Source organism: Streptomyces sp. NBC_00207 (genome assembly GCF_045160965.1).
GTDB lineage: Bacteria > Actinomycetota > Actinomycetes > Streptomycetales > Streptomycetaceae > Streptomyces.
Window position 1 is genome coordinate 5,490,229 of the sequence record NZ_CP130715.1, and the last position, 15,863, is coordinate 5,506,091.

The following is a 15,863-nucleotide window of genomic DNA, read 5'->3' on the forward strand; positions in this document are numbered from 1 at the left end:
ATGCGAAGTTTCCCGGGAATTCACGCCTTTTTGCATTTCTGATCGCGGAAGGGAAATGCAAAAGGGCGACAGGGTCCTTCCCCCGCGCCCGCACGGCCTAGGCTGCTGCTCGAACGGGTGGCACAAGGCGCCCGGGAACACGGGGAATTGGGGGACGCGATGCAGCCGCTCGAAGCCGGTGAGCCGCGGACCATCGGCGCGTACCGGCTGCTCGGCCGGCTCGGCGCGGGTGGCATGGGCCGGGTCTACCTGGGGCGCAGCGCGGGCGGCCGGACCGTCGCCGTCAAGATCGTTCACCCGCATTTCGCCGCCGACGAGGAATTCCGGGCCCGGTTCCGCCGCGAGGTGGAGGCGGCCCGGCGGGTGGGCGGCGAGTGGACCGCTCCGGTGCTGGACGCCGATCCGGAGGCTCCGGTGCCGTGGGTGGCCACCGGGTACGTGGCCGGGCCCTCCCTGGACCGCGCGCTGGCCGCGCACGGGCCGCTCCCGGAGAACTCCGTACGGGCCATCGGCGCGGGTCTGGCCAGCGCCCTGGTGGCCGTGCACGGGCTGGGCCTCGTCCACCGGGACGTGAAGCCGTCGAACGTGATGCTCACCCTCGACGGGCCGCGCCTGATCGACTTCGGGATCGCGCGGGCCACCGACGGCACCGCCTCGCTCACCTCCACCGGGGTGTCCGTCGGCTCGCCCGGCTACATGTCGCCCGAGCAGATCCTCGGCAAGGGCATCACCGGGGCGGCCGACGTGTTCTCGCTCGGCGCGGTCCTGGCCTTCGCGGCGACCGGGCAGCCGCCCTTCACCGGGGACAACTCGGCCACCCTCCTCTACAAGGTGGTGCACGAGCCGCCGGAGCTCGGCGCGCTGCCGGCCGGCGAGCTGCGCGAGCTGATCGCGGCCTGCCTGGCCAAGGCGGCCGCCGACCGGCCGTCCCCGGAGACGGTCGCGGCGGCCCTCGGCGGGGCGCTGGGCGCCCCCGGCTGGCTGCCCGCGTCCCTGGTGGAGCAGGCCAGCCGGGCCGCGGTGGCGCTGCTGGACCTCGACGCCGATCCCTCCGGGGGCGGATCCGGGCCGGGGGTCGGCTTCGGGGCGCCCGACCCGTCGTACGGGGGCGGCGCCACGGCGGACGCCCCATCGGGGCCGGTGCCGTTCACGGCCGCCTCGTACGGGGGCCCGGCGGGCGCCGGTTTCGCCGCGCCCGGCCCGTACCAGTCCTACGGGAGCCAGGGCTCGGCGCCCGGCGTGTTCGGGGCCCCGACCGAGGCCGCGGGCGCCGGCGGCGCCGGCCCGTACGGTCCCACCGCCGGCGGGGGGCTGCCCGGGCAGCGGACCGCCGCGGAGGGGGCGGGGGGCCGGCAGGTCAGCGTCAGGGCGGCCGGCCGCCGCTTCAGCTGCACCGTCGTCCTCGCCGCGGCCGTCGTGCTCGCGGGGCTGTCCGGCGGGCTGTACGGGATGGGCCTGCTGCCCGGCCAGGGGGACAAGGGCAGGGACGTCGCCTCGGACGGCGGCCCGCGCACCTCCAGCCCGGCGGCCCCGGGGGCCACCCCGCCCTCGGGGGCGCCGAGCGCGAGTTCCGCGACCCCCTCCGGGACCCGCACCGACGTCCCCAAGGAACTCATCGGCACCTGGAAGGGCACGGTCACCACCGCCCGGCTCGGCGTCTCCACCGAGTTCGAGATCACCATCAAGGGCGGAAAGACCGGCGAGGTCGTCGCCCGGGACAAGTCGGTCCTGGCGGTCCTCGGCACCGACTGCAGCGGGGACTGGAAGCTCTCCTCCGCCACCGACCGCTCGCTCGTCCTGGACACCTCGGGCAACCGCAACCCGGCTCCCGGGGTCTGCTCCAACGGTTCCGCCGACGAACGCTTCACCCTCAACGCCAACGGGACCCTCCACTACAAGTCGGGCGACAGCCCGGCCGGGAACCCCGAGGGCGACCTGACCCGCAGCCCGTGACGGGGCGCGGGAACCCCTGGCGTAGGCTGGATCGGTCCGGACCTTGACACAGACACACCGCCGAAAGGTGACTCACCGGTGACCGACCAGGCCGTTCTCCAGTCTGTCCTCGACCGCGCCGCCGCGGGGGGCCGGATCACCAAGGAAGAGGCGCTCGACCTCTACCGCCACGCGCCGTTGCACGCGCTCGGCCAGGCGGCCGACGCGGTGCGCCGGCGCCGCTACGCCGGTACCGAGCACATCGCGACGTACATCATCGAGCGCAACATCAACTACACGAACGTGTGCGTCACGGCGTGCAAGTTCTGTGCCTTCTACGCGGCCCCCAAGGACACGAAGAAGGGCTGGTCCCGCGACCTCGACGACATCCTGCGCCGCTGCGCGGAGACCGTGGAGCTCGGCGGCACGCAGATCATGTTCCAGGGCGGGCACCACCCGGACTACGGCGTCGAGTACTACGAGCACCACTTCTCCGCCATCAAGAAGGACTTCCCGCAGCTGGTCATCCACTCCCTCGGCGCGTCCGAGGTCGAGCACATGGCCCGCATCTCGGGCGTCTCGGCGGAGGAGGCCATCCAGCGCATCCACGCGGCCGGCCTCGACTCCTTCGCGGGCGCCGGCGCCGAACTGCTGCCGGAGCGGCCGCGCAAGGCGATCGCCCCGCTCAAGGAGTCCGGCGAGCGCTGGCTGGAGATCATGGAGATCGCCCACAAGCTGGGCGTGGAGTCCACCTCCACCATGCTGATGGGCACCGGCGAGACCAACGCCGAGCGCATCGAGCACATCGCGATGATCCGGGACACCCAGGACCGTACGGGCGGCTTCCGCGCCTTCATCCCGTACACCTACCAGCCCGAGAACAACCACCTCAAGGGCCGCACCCAGGCGACGATCTTCGAGTACCTGCGCATGATCGCGATCGCGCGCCTGTTCCTCGACAACATCGCCCACATCCAGGGCTCCTGGCTGACCGTCGGCAAGGAGGCGGGCCAGCTCTCGCTTCACTACGGCGCCGACGACCTCGGCTCGATCATGCTGGAGGAGAACGTCGTCTCCTCGGCCGGTGCCAAGCACCGCTCCAACCGCCAGGAGATCATCGACCTGATCCGCAAGGCGGGCCGCACCCCGGCGCAGCGCGCGACGACCTACGAGCACCTGCTGGTGCACGACGACCCGGCGAACGACCCGGTCGACGACCGCGTCGTCTCGCACATCTCCTCCACCGCCATCGAAGGCGGCACGGCGCACCCCGAACTGAAGCTCATCTCCACGAACTGACGCGTCCGAGACGATGCTGACGCTTCACACCGCCGAACTCCTCGTCCCCGGGCGGGGGTCCGCACCGCTGCCCGGCGGTGCGGTCCTCGTCGAGGGCGACCGGATCGCCCGCGTGGGGCCGTACGAGGAACTCGCCGCGGACCTTCCGCACGCGCGCACCCGCCGCTGGCCCGGGGTGCTCACCCCGGGGCTGCAGGTGCGCGGGGCGGACGAGCTGCTGGAGCGGACGTACTACCCGGACGACCCGTACGAGGTCCCCGAGCTCGGCGCCGACCCGATCAGCGGCGAGGCCCGGCTGGACGCCCTGAAGATGACCGAGGCGCGGTGGGGCAACAGCGCCCGGCGCGGCACGCAGAAGCTCCTCGCGCGCGGAGTGGTGGCGGTGTGCGGCCGCTTCACGATCGCGTCGGTGCGCACGGCGGTGACCCGCTCCGGGCTCCTGATCCTGCCGCCGGCCGCCTACGAGGGGCGGCCCGCCCTGGATCCCCTCGCCGGCCGGGACACGGCCGGGGAGGCCTTCCACGGGCTGCTGGAGCCGGGCGCCGCGGCCCGCTTCGCGGTCTTCGCGGTGGCGGACGAGGCCGAACTGCTGGTCCGGGGCGCGACCACCTGCGTGGCCACGGTCATCGGTGGACGACTGCTGCACCGCCGTCGCTGAGCGAGCCGTCCCCGGCGCGCCGGGTGCTCTCCCGGGCGAGGGCCGCCAGCAGACAGGCTTGCAGGCGGCTGATCCCGCCGAGCTTGGCCCGTATGTTCACGACGTGGAACTTGACCGTGCTGACGGACAGTTGCAGCTCCGCGGCGAGCTCCCGGTTGGAGGCCCCGGTGGCCAGGCACAGGAACACGGCCGACTCCTGCTCGGTCAGCTGCGCCTCGGCGGACTGCGCGTCGGCGGGCAGGGCCTCGCCCGTCGTCTGCGGCCCGGCCGGTTCCCCGTAAGACTCGTACGAGGGGAACCACGAGGGGACGCTGAAGCTGACGACGCGCACGAATTCCACTCCCCCCGAACCGCCCTCCTACGGGCGGCTCTCCCCCCTATGGGACGCGTGGACCGGACAGGTAGGTTCCATTCGCGTCGTACGGCCATGCATTGGCCTTGCAGCCGTTCAGGCCCTTGATCTGCTGCATCATCGCGGGAGCGGGCTTGCCGGCGGCCGGGCAGGACTCGTGCTCGCGGCCTATCTCGTGCCCGACCTCGTGGTTCACGATCAGTGCCCGGTACTCCTCCACGGGCCCGTTGAACTGCGGCGAACCCTCCTGCCAGCGCTTGAGGTTGACCACGACGGTGTGCCCGGCGCGGCAGTTGGTCTCGCCGATGAGCTCGGGGGTGACCACGTCGCACAGCCGGTCGGTGGTCGTGGGCGTCGCGATCTTGACGGTGAAGTCCACCGGCTGGCCCGCTCCGACGAGCTGGAAGCCGTACGCCGGGTCCCGGGTCCAGCCGCGCGGATCCGAGAGGATCGCCTCGACCGAGCGGGCGGCCGACTCCGGGTCGACCCCGCTGCCCTCCTCGACCTCGATCCGCCAGCGCAGCGCGGGACCCTTGCCCTTCGCCGCGCCGGCGGTGGTGGAGCCGGTAAAGACGCCCGGACGGGCGGGCGTCGCGGCGCCCGAAGGCGTGCCCGAGGGCTTCTGGGAGGGCGCTGCGGAGGACGGGGACGGCGAGGGGGACTGCTGGCCGCCGTTGGGGACCGGGTTCCCCGCACCGTCGGCGGACTCCCCGTCCTGCGGCTCGGGCTGGGCCGCCGCCCGCCCCGCGGCTGCATTGGCGCTCTCGTCCTGGGGGACCAGCGCGTACGCGGTCGCCGAGACCGCGACGAGCGCGGCCGAACCGAGGAGGAGGGTGCGCCGCAGCCGCTTGCGCCGCTCGGCCCGGCGCCTGGCGCGCGGGCCGATGCGGCGGGAGCGACCGGTGGAATGGCCTGCCGGCATCGTGAAGCCCTTTGCTCGTGGCGGCCGCCACGGATCCGGCCGCTGATCAGCCCCATGATCCATTGGGTGACCTTCACCGGGCCGCACCGCCCCCCAGTCAACGTGCCCCGAACCCCGGGCGGAACTGTCCTTCGGACCAGTTTCCCCCACCCGGCAGGGGACCGGCCGGCGCCGGCGGGAGGCTGCCGGGGAGGCGGCACCGGCGGGGGCGGCGCGGCCTGAGAGGATGGGGCCGTACCCGCCGATCCGCATCGCACACCGAGGGGCGAACGCCAGTGACAAGGGCCTCCCTGGACAAGCAGCCGCACGAAGTCGCCTCCATGTTCGACAGGGTCGCGGCGAACTACGACCTGACCAACGACGTCCTCTCCCTCGGCCAGGACCGGGTGTGGCGCAAGGAGGTCGCGAAGGCGGTCGGCGCGCGTCCCGGGCAGAAGGTCCTCGACCTGGCCGCCGGCACGGCGACCTCCTCGCTGCCCTTCGCCGCGACGGGCGCGTACGTGGTCCCCTGCGACTTCTCGCTGGGCATGCTCCAGGAGGGCAAGAAGAAGCACTCCTGGCTGCCGCTGACCGCCGGCGACGCGACGAGGCTGCCGTTCAAGGACGACGTCTTCGACACCGTGACGATCTCCTTCGGCCTGCGCAACGTCCAGGACACCGACGCCGGCCTGCGCGAGCTGTACCGGGTCACCAAGCCCGGCGGCCAGGTCGTGATCTGTGAGTTCTCGCAGCCCACGTGGGCGCCGTTCCGGACCGTCTACACCGAGTACCTGATGCGCGCCCTGCCGCCGGTGGCCCGCGCCGTGTCGTCCAACCCCGACGCGTACGTGTACCTCGCCGAGTCCATCCGTGAATGGCCGGACCAGCCCGCGCTCGCCGCACTGCTGCAGAAGGCCGGCTGGTCCAAGGTCGCCTGGCGCAACCTCAGCGGCGGCATCGTCGCGCTGCACCGGGGCACCAAGGACTGACCGCCGTGCCCGACGCCGCCCCCACCGACTACGGGCCCCTGCTGGAGCGGATCGCGGCCGACATCGCCCCGCTCCTGGGCAGCGGCACGCCCGCCGAGTACATCCCGGCCCTCGCCGAGGTGGACCCGCGGCACTTCGGGATGGCCGTCGCCGACCTCGACGGCAACGTCTTCGGGGTGGGCGACTGGCAGGTCCCCTTCTCCGCGCAGTCCATCACCAAGGTCTTCGCGCTCGCCCTGGCCCTGGCCGAGGGCGGCGACAGCCTGTGGGAGCGGGTCGGCCGGGAGCCCTCCGGCAACCCGTTCAACTCGCTCGTACAGCTGGAGTACGAAAACGGCATTCCGCGCAACCCGTTCATCAACGCGGGCGCCCTCGTGGTCACCGACCGGCTCCAGACCCTCACGGGCGACGCGAGCAGCGAACTGCTCGAGTTCCTGCGGCAGGAGAGCCAGAACCCCGCCATAGGGTTCGACGCCGAGGTCGCGGCCTCGGAGCAGGAGCACGGCGACCGCAACGCGGCCGTCGCCCACTTCATGGCCTCGTACGGGAACATCGACAACCCGGTGCCCGCACTGCTGGAGCACTACTTCTGGCAGTGCTCCATCGAGATGACCTGCGCCGACCTGGCCCTCGCCGGCCGCTTCCTGGCCCGGCACGGGCTCCGGGCGGACGGCTCGCGACTGCTGACGCGCAGCGAGGCCAAGCAGATCAACGCGGTGATGCTGACCTGCGGGACCTACGACGCCGCCGGTGAATTCGCGTACCGCGTCGGCCTGCCGGGCAAGAGCGGCGTCGGCGGCGGGATCGTCGCGGTCGTCCCGGGCCAGTGCGTTCTGGCGGTGTGGAGCCCGGGCCTGGACGCCCAGGGCAACTCGGTCGCGGGCGTAGCCGCCCTGGACCGCTTCACCACCCTGACGGGCCTCTCGGTCTTCTGACGCGCGCGCCCAAACACGGCGCTCCGCGCCCGCTCCTCAAACGCCGGAGGGGCTGGAACATCCAGCCTCGCCGGCGTTTGAGGCGCGGGCCCTGGGGCGGAGCCCGGTTACTCGCCCCGCAGGGACAGGGCGTAGCGCCGGGCCGGGTTGCCACCCGGCGTGGTGAACTCCTCGGCCAGCGCCATGCCCAGGCGTTCCGCGACCGCCACCGAACGCGCGTTGCGCGCGTCGATCATCGCCACCACGTGCGGAACCCCGGCCTCGCGGACCCGCTCCAGCGTGGCCAGCGCAGCGGCGTACGCGTAGCCCCGGCCCCACGCGGAGCGGCCCAGCCGCCAGCCGATCTCGATCTCCCCGACCGGCCCCCACCCCTTCTCCCGGGGCCACGGCTGGGCGCCGGTGAAGCCGATCACCGTGCCCTCCCCGTCCAGCAGGGTCCACAGGCAGTAGCCGAGCTGGGCGTCGTGCATGCGCTGGCGCGCGGACAACTCCTCGTATGCGGACAGCTCCGCGGGACCTCCCAGGAACTCCATGACGTCGGGGTCGGCGAATACCGCGTGCCAGGCGTGCGCGTCCTCGTCCGTGGGCACGCGGAGCTGTACGGCGGGAAGCGGCCGGGTCGGCGAGGTGGTCATCGGAGGCACCCTTCGGATCGTGATCTCTCTCGCTGCATAGACTGCACATGTCCGGTGCCGTTGGGCACCCTTTATCGAGCCTTCGGGAGACCCCGCAGTGACCGAGCTCCTCTCCGAACACTCCGCGGACGTGATCGTCGTCGGGGCCGGGCCCGCCGGCTCGACCACCGCCTACTACCTCGCCAAGGCCGGATTGGACGTCCTGCTGCTGGAGAAGACGGCGTTCCCGCGCGAGAAGGTATGCGGTGACGGCCTCACCCCGCGCGCCACCAAACAGCTGGTGGCGATGGGCATCGACATCTCCGAAGAGGCCGGCTGGCTGCGGAACAAGGGTCTGCGCATCATCGGCGGCGGCCAGCGGCTGCAGCTGGACTGGCCGGAACTCGCCTCCTACCCGGACTACGGACTCGTCCGCAAGCGCGACGACTTCGACGAGACCCTGGCCCGCCAGGCGCAGAAGGCCGGCGCCCGGCTGTACGAGCGCTGCAACGTCGGCGAGCCCGTACGCGACCCGCGCACCGGACACATCACCGGCGTGCACGCGAAGCTGGGCGAGGAGAAGACCCCGGTCACCTTCCACGCCCCGCTCGTCGTCGCGGCCGACGGCAACTCCTCCCGGATCTCCCTGGCGATGGGCCTGCACCGGCGCGAGGACCGCCCGATGGGCGTCGCCGTCCGCACGTACTTCACCTCGCCGCGGCACGACGACGACTACCTGGAGTCCTGGCTGGAGCTGTGGGACCGGCGCGGCGCGCAGGACCGGCTGCTGCCCGGCTACGGCTGGATCTTCGGCATGGGCGACGGCACCTCCAACGTCGGCCTCGGCATCCTCAACTCCTCCTCCGCCTTCAAGGAGCTGGACTGGCGCGAGGTCCTCAAGGCCTGGTGCGCCTCCATGCCGGAGGACTGGGGCTACACCCCCGAGAACATGACGCAGCCGATCCGCGGCGCGGCCCTGCCGATGGCCTTCAACCGACAGCCGCACTACACCAAGGGCCTGCTGCTGGTCGGCGACGCGGGCGGGCTCGTCAACCCGTTCAACGGCGAGGGCATCGCGTACGCCATGGAGTCGGGCCAGATCGCGGCCGACGTCATCGTGCAGGCGCACGCCCGGGCCACCCCGGCCCAGCGCGAGCTGGCCCTGCACAACTACCCGAAGGTGCTCAAGGAGACCTACGGCGGCTACTACACGCTGGGCCGCGCCTTCGTGAAGCTCATCGGCAACCCGAAGGTCATGAAGGTCGCCGCGCAGCGCGGCCTGACCCACCCGGTCCTGATGCGGTTCACGCTGAAGATGCTGGCCAACCTGACCGACCCGACGGGCGGCGACGCGATGGACCGCATCATCAACGGCCTGTCGAAGGTGGCCCCGAAGGCCTGAACCGGACGGCGGCGCCCGCGCGGGCGCCGCCCGTTCAGTCCTCCGTGTCCGTGCCCGTGGCCGTGGCCGTGGCCGTGTCCGCAGCCGTGGCATCGGCCGGGGCCGCGTACGGGGCCGGGTCGGCGTCCGGGCGGCCGTGCACCGTACGGACACACCTCGCCAGCAGCACCAGCCCGCACAGCAGCAGCACGCCCGAGGCGGTCCAGCCGAGCCCCAGCGTGAGCGGGTGCCCCGGCTTGTGCCAGGGGCGGGCGGTCGTCAGCAGCCAGCCCCCCACGGCGAGCAGGCCGAGCCCGAGGGCGCCCGGGACGGCGGTGGGGTCGCCGGCGCCGTGGGACTCGTACGGCTTCGGGTTCACGGGACCACCACCTCCGGTGACGGATCGGCTCTGACGGTCAGGGTGCCCCCGCTATCTTCGCAGGGCCTCGGCCGGTTCCACACGGGCCGCCCGCCAGGCGGGATAGAGCCCCGCCAGCAGCCCGGTGACCAGGCCGACGAGCGGGGCCGCGGCGACGGTGACCGGGTGGATCACCGGGGTCCAGTCCCGCGCGAGGGAGACGGCGACCACGGTCAGCTCGCCCAGCGAGGTGCCCACCAGCCCGCCGAGCGCCCCGAGGGCCGCGGACTCGGTGAGGAACTGCGCCGAGACGTGCCGGCCGCGGGCGCCGAGCGCACGGCGCAGCCCGATCTCGCCGGTCCGCTCCAGTACGGCGACGAGCGTGGTGTTGGCGATCCCGACGGCCCCGATGACCAGGCAGATCCCGGCGAGCAGCAGGAAGAGCGCGCTCAGGTCGGACGTGACGCCGGAGCGCAGCGTGCGCGGGTCCGGCGGCGGGACGGCCTTCAGGTACTCGGGATGGTCGGGGCGCAGCGCGAGCGGGGCCAGGTCGGCGACCTGCCGGGCGGCCCCGAGCTCGGTGGCGATCAGCATGCTCGCGGAGCCGGGCGACGGGGGACCCCACAGCTGCTCCGCGGTGGTGCGCGGGACGAGGACCGACATCAGGTGCTCGGGCCGGCGTTCCAGGTCGGCGACGATGCCGCCCACGGTGAAGGGCTCCTGGCCGATGTAGAGGGCGGGCCGGGTGGCCAGGGTGGTGATCCCCAGGCGGGCGGCCAGCCCGCTGCCGATGACGACGACGCGTTCGTGGCCGCGCTCGGCGAAGTCGTCGTAGAGCCGCCCCTGCTGGAGCGTCGGCACGAGGGCGGCGACGGCCCCGGGGGAGGCGGCGACGACGGCCGCGCCGGTGGTGGCCTCGCCGGCGCCGGACGGCAGGGGGCCGACCGAGGTCCGCGAGTCCAGCCGCACCGTCCACATCACCCCGGCGTGCTCGATGCCCGCGACCGCGCGCAGCCGCCGCTCGGCATCGGCGGGGAAGCCGGGGCCGGCGAACTCGTCCTGCCGGCCGGCGACGTCCTCGATGCTCACCTCGGTGGCGGTCAGGACGTTGAACCGGCCGTCGATCTGCGAGGAGATGGTGGCGGTGAGGCCGAGTACGGCCACGAAGCTGCCGACGCCGAGGACGGTGCCGAGAGCGGTGAGCGCGGCCCGGCCGGGGCGGCGCAGCATGCCGGCGACGGCCTCGGACAGGGCGTCGCGCAGGGACAGCCGGGTCGGTGCGACGGTGTTCACAGGTGCAGCCGCCCGTCGCGGATGGTGACGGTCCGGCGGCCGCGCCGGGCCACTTCGAGGTCGTGCGTGATGACGAGGACGGTCATTCCGGAGCCGTGGAGATCGTCCAGCAGCCCGAGGACGGAGGCGGCGTTCGCGGAGTCGAGGTTTCCGGTCGGCTCGTCGCACAGCAGCAGCGAGGGCCGCCCGACGAGCGCGCGGGCGATGGCCACGCGCTGCCGCTCACCGCCCGACAGCCGCCCGGGCACGGCGCCGGCCCGGTGCCCGAGACCGACCTGGTCCAGGGCCTCGCGGGCCCGTACGAGGCGCTGGGCGCGCGGGATTCCGGTGTAGAGCATGGCGAGGGTGACGTTCTCCAGGGCGGACCGGTGGGGCAGCAGGTGGAAGGACTGGAAGACGAAGCCGATGCGGCGGCCGCGCAGGGCGGTGCGCTCCCGGTCGGGGAGGGCCGCGGTGTCGATCCCGTCGAGGAGGTACCGGCCGGTGGTGGGGGAGTCGAGCAGCCCGGCGACGTTGAGGAAGGTGGACTTCCCGGAGCCGGAGGGGCCGACGACGGTGATGAACTCACCGCGCCGGACGAGCAGCTCGCAGGGGTGCAGGGCCTCGACGGGCGGCGGCCCGGGGTAGGTGAGTCCGACCCCGCGGAACTCGATCACGGGAACGCCCTCGCCGGCGGGCACCTCGGCCCCGGCCTCGGACCCGGGCGCCTCGGCCCCGGTGCCGGCCTGGACCCCGACCCCGGCCTGGACCCGGGCCCCGACCCCGGCCTGGACCTGGGCCCCGACCCCGGCCTGGACCTGGGCCCCGACCCCGGCCTGGACCTGGGCCCCGACCCCGGCCTGGACCTGGGCCCCGACCCCGGCCTGGACCTGGGCCCCGACCCCGGCCTGGACCTGGGCCCCGACCCCGGCCTGGACCTGGGCCCCGACCCCGGCCTGGACCTGGGCCCCGACCCCGGCCTGGGCCCCGACCCCGGCCTGGACCCGGGACCGGGCCCCGGCACCGGCCCGGGGCCCGGGGGCTTCCGCCCGGGCATCGGCCGCTTCGGCCTTGGGCCGGGCATCGGCCTCGGACCCGGCTGCGGGTGTATCGGCTCCGGCTCGGCCCTCCGATGCTCCGGCTCCGGCCTCGACGGCGGGCGCCTCGGCGCTGGTCTCGGACCCGGGCGCTTCGGCTCCGGCCTTAGCTGCGGATGCGCCGGCTCCGGTCTCGGACCCGGGCGCCTCGGCCCCGGTGTCGGCCTGAGCCCCGGACTGGAACCCGGCTCCGGCCCGGGACCCGGGCGCTTCGGCTCCGGCTTCAGCCGCGGATGCCGCGGCTCCGGCTCGGGCCTCGGCCTCGGGCGGCTCGGCGGCAGGGGAGGCGGTCCGGGGGCGCCGGGGCAGGAGCCTCATTTGGCTGTCCCGCGGGTCTCGCGGGTTCCGCGGGATGCGACCCCGATCACGACGCGGGTGCCGGCCGTGAGAGAGCCCGGCTGGGCCGGGGTGACGGCCACGAAGCCGTCGCCGCTGGTGCCGGTGCGCACCTCGATGCGCCGCTGGGTGCCCTCGGCGGAGACGGCGGTGACGACCGTACGCCCGTCCGCGCCGGCCGACACAGCGGTCACCGGGACCACGAGCGCCTCGCCGTCGGTGGAGGCGGACTCGATGGTCAGCCGGACGTCCTGCCCGGCGAAGCCGGCGGGCAGCGGCTGGTCCGCGCGGACCACCATCCGGTACCCGAGGTCGGCACCACCGCTGCTGCCGCCGCCCGTGCCGTCCCCGCCGCCGCCCTTGGAGTTCTGGCCCTGGCCCTGCTGCTGGGGCGGGCCGGCGGGCTGCGCCGCGGACCGCTCGGTGGCGACCGACGACACCTTCCCGCGGATGTCGGTGCCGGAGACCTCGGAGGAGACCACCACCGCCATGCCGGGGCGCAGCAGCTGCTTCTTGTCGTCCTTGAGGTAGGCCTCGACGACGAGCTCCCCGGCGGAGAGCGTGAGGACCGGGCCCGAGACGGGGGAGCCCACGCGGGCGCCGACGGAGCTGACGCGGGCCGGGAAGGAGCCCAGGAACACGGTCTCGGCGGTGGGCAGCATCGGACCGTCGGCGGCCTCTGCGGCCGCCAGCGCGGCCTGCGCCTCCTTGAGGGCCTGCCGGGCCCGTACCAACTCCCGCCCGGAGCCGGAGCCGGAGCTCGCGCCGGAGCCGCCGCTCGCCGCCGCGCCGGCCGCCGCTGCCCCCTTGCCGGATCCCGCGTCCGCGGGTGCGCCCGTGGGACCCGGGCCCGGCCCGCCGGTGGAGCCGCCGCCCTGACCCGCGGAACCGGCGGAGCCCACCGCGTCCTCGACGGCCCACGTCGCCGACCGGACCGCCTCGCGCGCCGACTTGAGCGCCGCGCCGCCGTCGGCGACCGCGGGCAGCGGCTCGTACCCGATGGCCCGGTAGCGGGCGGCGAGCGCGGCCTTCGTACCGGCCCCGAAGACGCCCTTCGGGTCGGAGCCGGTGCCGTGCCCGAGCTCGCGCAGCGCCTGCTGGACCTGCGCGACGTCGTCCCCGGTGGCCCCCGGCTTGAGGTCCCGGTACATCGGCTGGGTGCCGTGCAGGGTGAACACCGGCCGCCCGGAGACCTCGGCGATCAGCTGCCCCGCCGTGACCGGATCCCCGGCCTTCGGCGGCAGCTTGGTCACCACGGCCGCCCCCGACCCCGAGCCGTCGCCGGAGCGCACCCCCTGCGGGGACACCTCGACGCTCTGGTCGGCGACGACGGAGCCGCGCATCACCAGGGTCTGCGCGAGCACCCGCCGCTCGACCTCCGCGGTCAGGGCCCCCTGCGCGGGCGGCCCGGTCTCCGCGGCCACCTGGGCGGGGGACTTCACCAGGGTGGTGGCCAGCAGCCCCCCGATCGCCATCAGCGCGGCCCCGCCGACGACTCCGAGCACCACGCGCCGCCCCCGCGCGAGCCCGCTCCGGTCGTCCTCCGGGACCTCGGTGTGCTCCACGACGTGATCGAACTCGCTCATCTCGGCGTCCGGCACTTCTTCAACGCGTCCAGGTGGTCGCGCTTGAGCGCGGTCCACTGCTCGGGAGTGCCCTTGCTCTGGTCGATCTCGCCGGTGACCGGGTCCGGGTCCGGGTACCAGGACACGCCTTCGGCCCGCAGGCACGCGGCCTCCTTCTGCGCGGCGGCGAGCACCTCCGGCTCGGCCGGCCGGGGCTTCGCCGCGGCCGGCAGCTTCGACTCGCAGGCCTTGTGCGCCTCCTCGTTCCAGGGCTTCGACTTGTCCACGCGGGGCGCGCCGTAGTCCGTGTAAACGATGGCCACGCCCTGCTTCTTCAAGCAGTCGTGGTAGGCGATTTCCTCGGCGGTGGGCGGCGGACTGTCGCTCGCCTTGGGTTCGTCGTTCCCGCCGCCGCATCCCGTCAGTGAAATGCATATGAGGAGCAGTGGAGCGAAATAGCGTGCGTGCACGACGGGAGTTCCCTTGCGGCGGTAGAAGTGGGATCGGCGCGCCCGTGCGAGAAGTGCGAGGAGTGCGCGCCGGGCGATAGTAGGGAGCGGAAAGTTCGTGCACAAGTTCCTGGACAGTAACCGAACATGACTGTCCATCAGGTGAGAAGGGCTTGGTTTTTCGGTGCCTTGACCTGTTGAATCCCGGCCGGACGGAGAGTCGTGATCATGGTCGCGGCTCTGCGTCACCATTTCACCTGCAGAGGAGCAGATCATGAACAAGGCATTCCGCGCGCTGACCACGGGCGGCGTCGCCGCCGTATCGATGGGCGCGATTCTCCTGGGTGCGGCCGGACCGGCGGCGGCCATGGGCAAGGACGGAAATCTGGAAGTCCACGAGTTCGGTCTTTTCTACTACCAGAATCAGTCCGGTTGTGTCTTTGACCTGTACGGCGAGGACCTGAACTTCAACGACAACTACTTCAAGAGCGGGTGCACGGGTGCCGGGGCCCTCGTGAACGACAACACCGAGTCCTACAAGAACCGCGACGTCTACGCCTGGAAGGTCGCCACCGACGCGAACATCGACGGCAACGTCGGTGAGATCCCGTCGAACTACTCCGGCAACGCCTCGGCCACCTTCAAGAACAAGATCAGCTCGGCCACCTACACCCTCCACCCCTGATCCGGACCAAGGAGTTCCACGCAATGCGCACCGCCTGGCGCCTCCGTCCCGTCGCCCCGGTCGTCCTGCTGGCCACGGTGCTGGCCGGATGCTCCGGCGCCGGCGGTGCGGAAGGCGGCGAACCGGAGCTCGGCCCCGTCGAGGCCAATCCGGCGACGGCCACGCTGTCCTTCCCCATGGACGCGTACACGGACTCCGATGCCGAGCGGAGCCGCATGGGCCAGGTCCAGCAGATGCTGGTCTCCCGGTGCATGGCCCGGTACGGGTTCACGTACGAGGGGGTGAAGGCGGCCGCTCCGTCCGGCGGCGGGGCGGCCGAGGACCGGCACCGGTACCTCTTCGGCCTGGCCGATCCGGCGTACGCGGCGGCCCACGGGTACGACAAGTCGGCGGGGGAGGGAATGCCGGCCAAGCCCCCGGCCCCGCAGCTGAGCGACAGCGCCTACGTCGTGATGAACGGAGAACAGCCGGGCGCCCAGAGCGGCGCGGCGCCTGACGCGAACACCGAGGAGGAGGCCGCGCAGCTGGACAGCGGCCTCACCGCGGGCGGGCAGAAGGTGCCGGCGGGCGGGTGCGCCCGCGAGGGGTACCGGAAGCTGTACGCGCCGACCAGGGACAGCGTGGACCTGCTCTTCGCGTTCGGGCTGGCCTCGGAGGCGCACGAGCGGTCCCGGCAGGACTCCCGGGTCGTCGGCATGCTGAAGAAGTGGTCGGCATGCATGGACAAGTCGGGATACGGCGGGATTTCCACGCCGTACGAGGTCATCGAGAAGGCGGGCCTGGAGAACGACAAGGGCGGGGCGAAGGCCGTCACGGCGGCCAAGGCCGATGTCGCGTGCAAGCGCGAGGTGAACCTCGTCGGGATCTGGGCCGCGGTCGAGAAGGCCTACCAGGAGCGGCTCGTCGAGGAGCACGCCGAGACGCTGGCGCTCTACAAGAAGCAGCGCGACGCCCGCTTCAAGCTGGCGGCGAGCCTCGTCTGAGGCGCGCCGAAGGGCCGGTACTCCACCCCCGAGCGGGGGAGTACCGGCCCTTTCGCG

The 15,863-nt window shown here is 73.4% G+C and carries 16 protein-coding genes; 8 read left to right on the plus strand and 8 right to left on the minus strand.

What is annotated here, in order from left to right; genetic code table 11:
* The first annotated feature begins 159 nt into the window (after positions 1–159).
* The 3 genes from OG472_RS26070 (at position 160) to OG472_RS26080 (ending at position 3,889) form a co-directional block, all read left to right on the plus strand.
* Positions 160–1,953 carry a protein kinase domain-containing protein gene (locus OG472_RS26070; RefSeq protein WP_405831518.1) on the plus strand — a complete coding sequence of 598 codons (1,794 nt, stop codon included), beginning with the start codon at positions 160–162 and terminating at the stop codon, positions 1,951–1,953.
* Positions 1,954–2,031: 78 nt separating this feature from the next.
* Positions 2,032–3,231: a cyclic dehypoxanthinyl futalosine synthase gene (gene mqnC, locus OG472_RS26075; RefSeq protein ID WP_401607559.1), complete on the plus strand. Its 1,200-nt coding sequence runs from the start codon at positions 2,032–2,034 to the stop codon at positions 3,229–3,231.
* 13 nt (positions 3,232–3,244) lie between these two features.
* Positions 3,245–3,889: an imidazolonepropionase-like domain-containing protein gene (locus tag OG472_RS26080; RefSeq protein WP_405831520.1), complete on the plus strand. Its 645-nt coding sequence runs from the start codon at positions 3,245–3,247 to the stop codon at positions 3,887–3,889.
* Here OG472_RS26080 and OG472_RS26085 read toward each other — a convergent pair.
* Both OG472_RS26085 and OG472_RS26090 read right to left on the minus strand, forming a co-directional pair.
* Complete coding sequence (locus tag OG472_RS26085; protein WP_401607554.1) at positions 3,855–4,220, minus strand: response regulator transcription factor; 366 nt, start codon at positions 4,218–4,220, stop codon at positions 3,855–3,857. The two genes, OG472_RS26080 and OG472_RS26085, sit on opposite strands and share 35 nt — an antisense overlap.
* A 46-nt stretch (positions 4,221–4,266) precedes the next feature.
* A complete protein-coding gene (locus tag OG472_RS26090) occupies positions 4,267–5,163 on the minus strand; it encodes a DUF3152 domain-containing protein (RefSeq protein WP_405831522.1) in 897 nt (298 codons plus the stop codon).
* Between the two features lie 275 nt (positions 5,164–5,438).
* On the opposite strand from OG472_RS26090, the gene OG472_RS26095 reads away from it, so the two are divergent.
* Positions 5,439–6,131, plus strand: a complete 693-nt coding sequence (locus OG472_RS26095) for a demethylmenaquinone methyltransferase (protein WP_401607550.1) — start codon at positions 5,439–5,441, stop codon at positions 6,129–6,131.
* A 38-nt stretch (positions 6,132–6,169) separates the two neighbouring features.
* Positions 6,170–7,066, plus strand: coding sequence for a glutaminase (locus OG472_RS26100; protein WP_401607899.1), 897 nt, complete (start codon positions 6,170–6,172; stop codon positions 7,064–7,066).
* A gap of 107 nt (positions 7,067–7,173) precedes the next feature.
* Here the strand turns inward: OG472_RS26100 and OG472_RS26105 are convergent, their stop codons facing one another.
* Positions 7,174–7,701, minus strand: a complete 528-nt coding sequence (locus OG472_RS26105; protein ID WP_405942105.1) for a GNAT family N-acetyltransferase — start codon at positions 7,699–7,701, stop codon at positions 7,174–7,176.
* A 97-nt stretch (positions 7,702–7,798) separates the two neighbouring features.
* Between OG472_RS26105 and OG472_RS26110 the strand changes: the two genes are divergently transcribed.
* On the plus strand, positions 7,799–9,082 hold the full coding sequence (locus tag OG472_RS26110; protein ID WP_401607546.1) for a geranylgeranyl reductase family protein: 1,284 nt from the start codon (positions 7,799–7,801) through the stop codon (positions 9,080–9,082).
* 34 nt (positions 9,083–9,116) lie between these two features.
* Here OG472_RS26110 and OG472_RS26115 read toward each other — a convergent pair whose 3' ends face one another.
* From OG472_RS26115 to OG472_RS26135, 5 genes are all read right to left on the minus strand, one after another.
* Positions 9,117–9,440 carry a hypothetical protein gene (locus OG472_RS26115; RefSeq protein ID WP_405942106.1) on the minus strand — a complete coding sequence of 108 codons (324 nt, stop codon included), beginning with the start codon at positions 9,438–9,440 and terminating at the stop codon, positions 9,117–9,119.
* 51 nt (positions 9,441–9,491) lie between these two features.
* A complete protein-coding gene (locus OG472_RS26120; protein WP_405942107.1) occupies positions 9,492–10,712 on the minus strand; it encodes an ABC transporter permease in 1,221 nt (406 codons plus the stop codon).
* Positions 10,709–11,392: an ABC transporter ATP-binding protein gene (locus tag OG472_RS26125; protein ID WP_401607897.1), complete on the minus strand. Its 684-nt coding sequence runs from the start codon at positions 11,390–11,392 to the stop codon at positions 10,709–10,711. Before OG472_RS26125 ends, OG472_RS26120 begins: the two co-directional genes overlap by 4 nt.
* A gap of 710 nt (positions 11,393–12,102) precedes the next feature.
* Positions 12,103–13,710, minus strand: coding sequence for a peptidoglycan-binding protein (locus tag OG472_RS26130; protein ID WP_405942108.1), 1,608 nt, complete (start codon positions 13,708–13,710; stop codon positions 12,103–12,105).
* Positions 13,707–14,159, minus strand: a complete 453-nt coding sequence (locus OG472_RS26135; protein ID WP_401607537.1) for a hypothetical protein — start codon at positions 14,157–14,159, stop codon at positions 13,707–13,709. Before OG472_RS26135 ends, OG472_RS26130 begins: the two co-directional genes overlap by 4 nt.
* A 253-nt stretch (positions 14,160–14,412) precedes the next feature.
* Here OG472_RS26135 and OG472_RS26140 point away from each other — a divergent pair, with 253 nt between their 5' ends.
* On the plus strand, positions 14,413–14,823 hold the full coding sequence (locus tag OG472_RS26140) for a hypothetical protein (RefSeq protein ID WP_361753740.1): 411 nt from the start codon (positions 14,413–14,415) through the stop codon (positions 14,821–14,823).
* A gap of 23 nt (positions 14,824–14,846) precedes the next feature.
* The gene (locus tag OG472_RS26145) at positions 14,847–15,806 is read left to right on the plus strand and encodes a hypothetical protein (RefSeq protein ID WP_401607535.1); all 960 of its coding nucleotides are present in this window, start codon (positions 14,847–14,849) and stop codon (positions 15,804–15,806) included.
* Positions 15,807–15,863 lie beyond the last annotated feature (57 nt).

What these genes read in the sequence shown, in the direction of transcription:
- OG472_RS26070 (WP_405831518.1), top strand. Translation starts at nt 160, where the DNA reads ATGCAGCCGCTCGAAGCCGGTGAGCCGCGGACCATCGGCGCGTACCGG.
- OG472_RS26080 (WP_405831520.1), top strand. Translation starts at nt 3,245, where the DNA reads ATGCTGACGCTTCACACCGCCGAACTCCTCGTCCCCGGGCGGGGGTCC.
- OG472_RS26090 (WP_405831522.1), bottom strand. Translation starts at nt 5,163, where the DNA reads ATGCCGGCAGGCCATTCCACCGGTCGCTCCCGCCGCATCGGCCCGCGC.
- OG472_RS26105 (WP_405942105.1), bottom strand. Translation starts at nt 7,701, where the DNA reads ATGACCACCTCGCCGACCCGGCCGCTTCCCGCCGTACAGCTCCGCGTG.
- OG472_RS26130 (WP_405942108.1), bottom strand. Translation starts at nt 13,710, where the DNA reads ATGAGCGAGTTCGATCACGTCGTGGAGCACACCGAGGTCCCGGAGGAC.
- OG472_RS26140 (WP_361753740.1), top strand. Translation starts at nt 14,413, where the DNA reads ATGAACAAGGCATTCCGCGCGCTGACCACGGGCGGCGTCGCCGCCGTA.
- OG472_RS26145 (WP_401607535.1), top strand. Translation starts at nt 14,847, where the DNA reads ATGCGCACCGCCTGGCGCCTCCGTCCCGTCGCCCCGGTCGTCCTGCTG.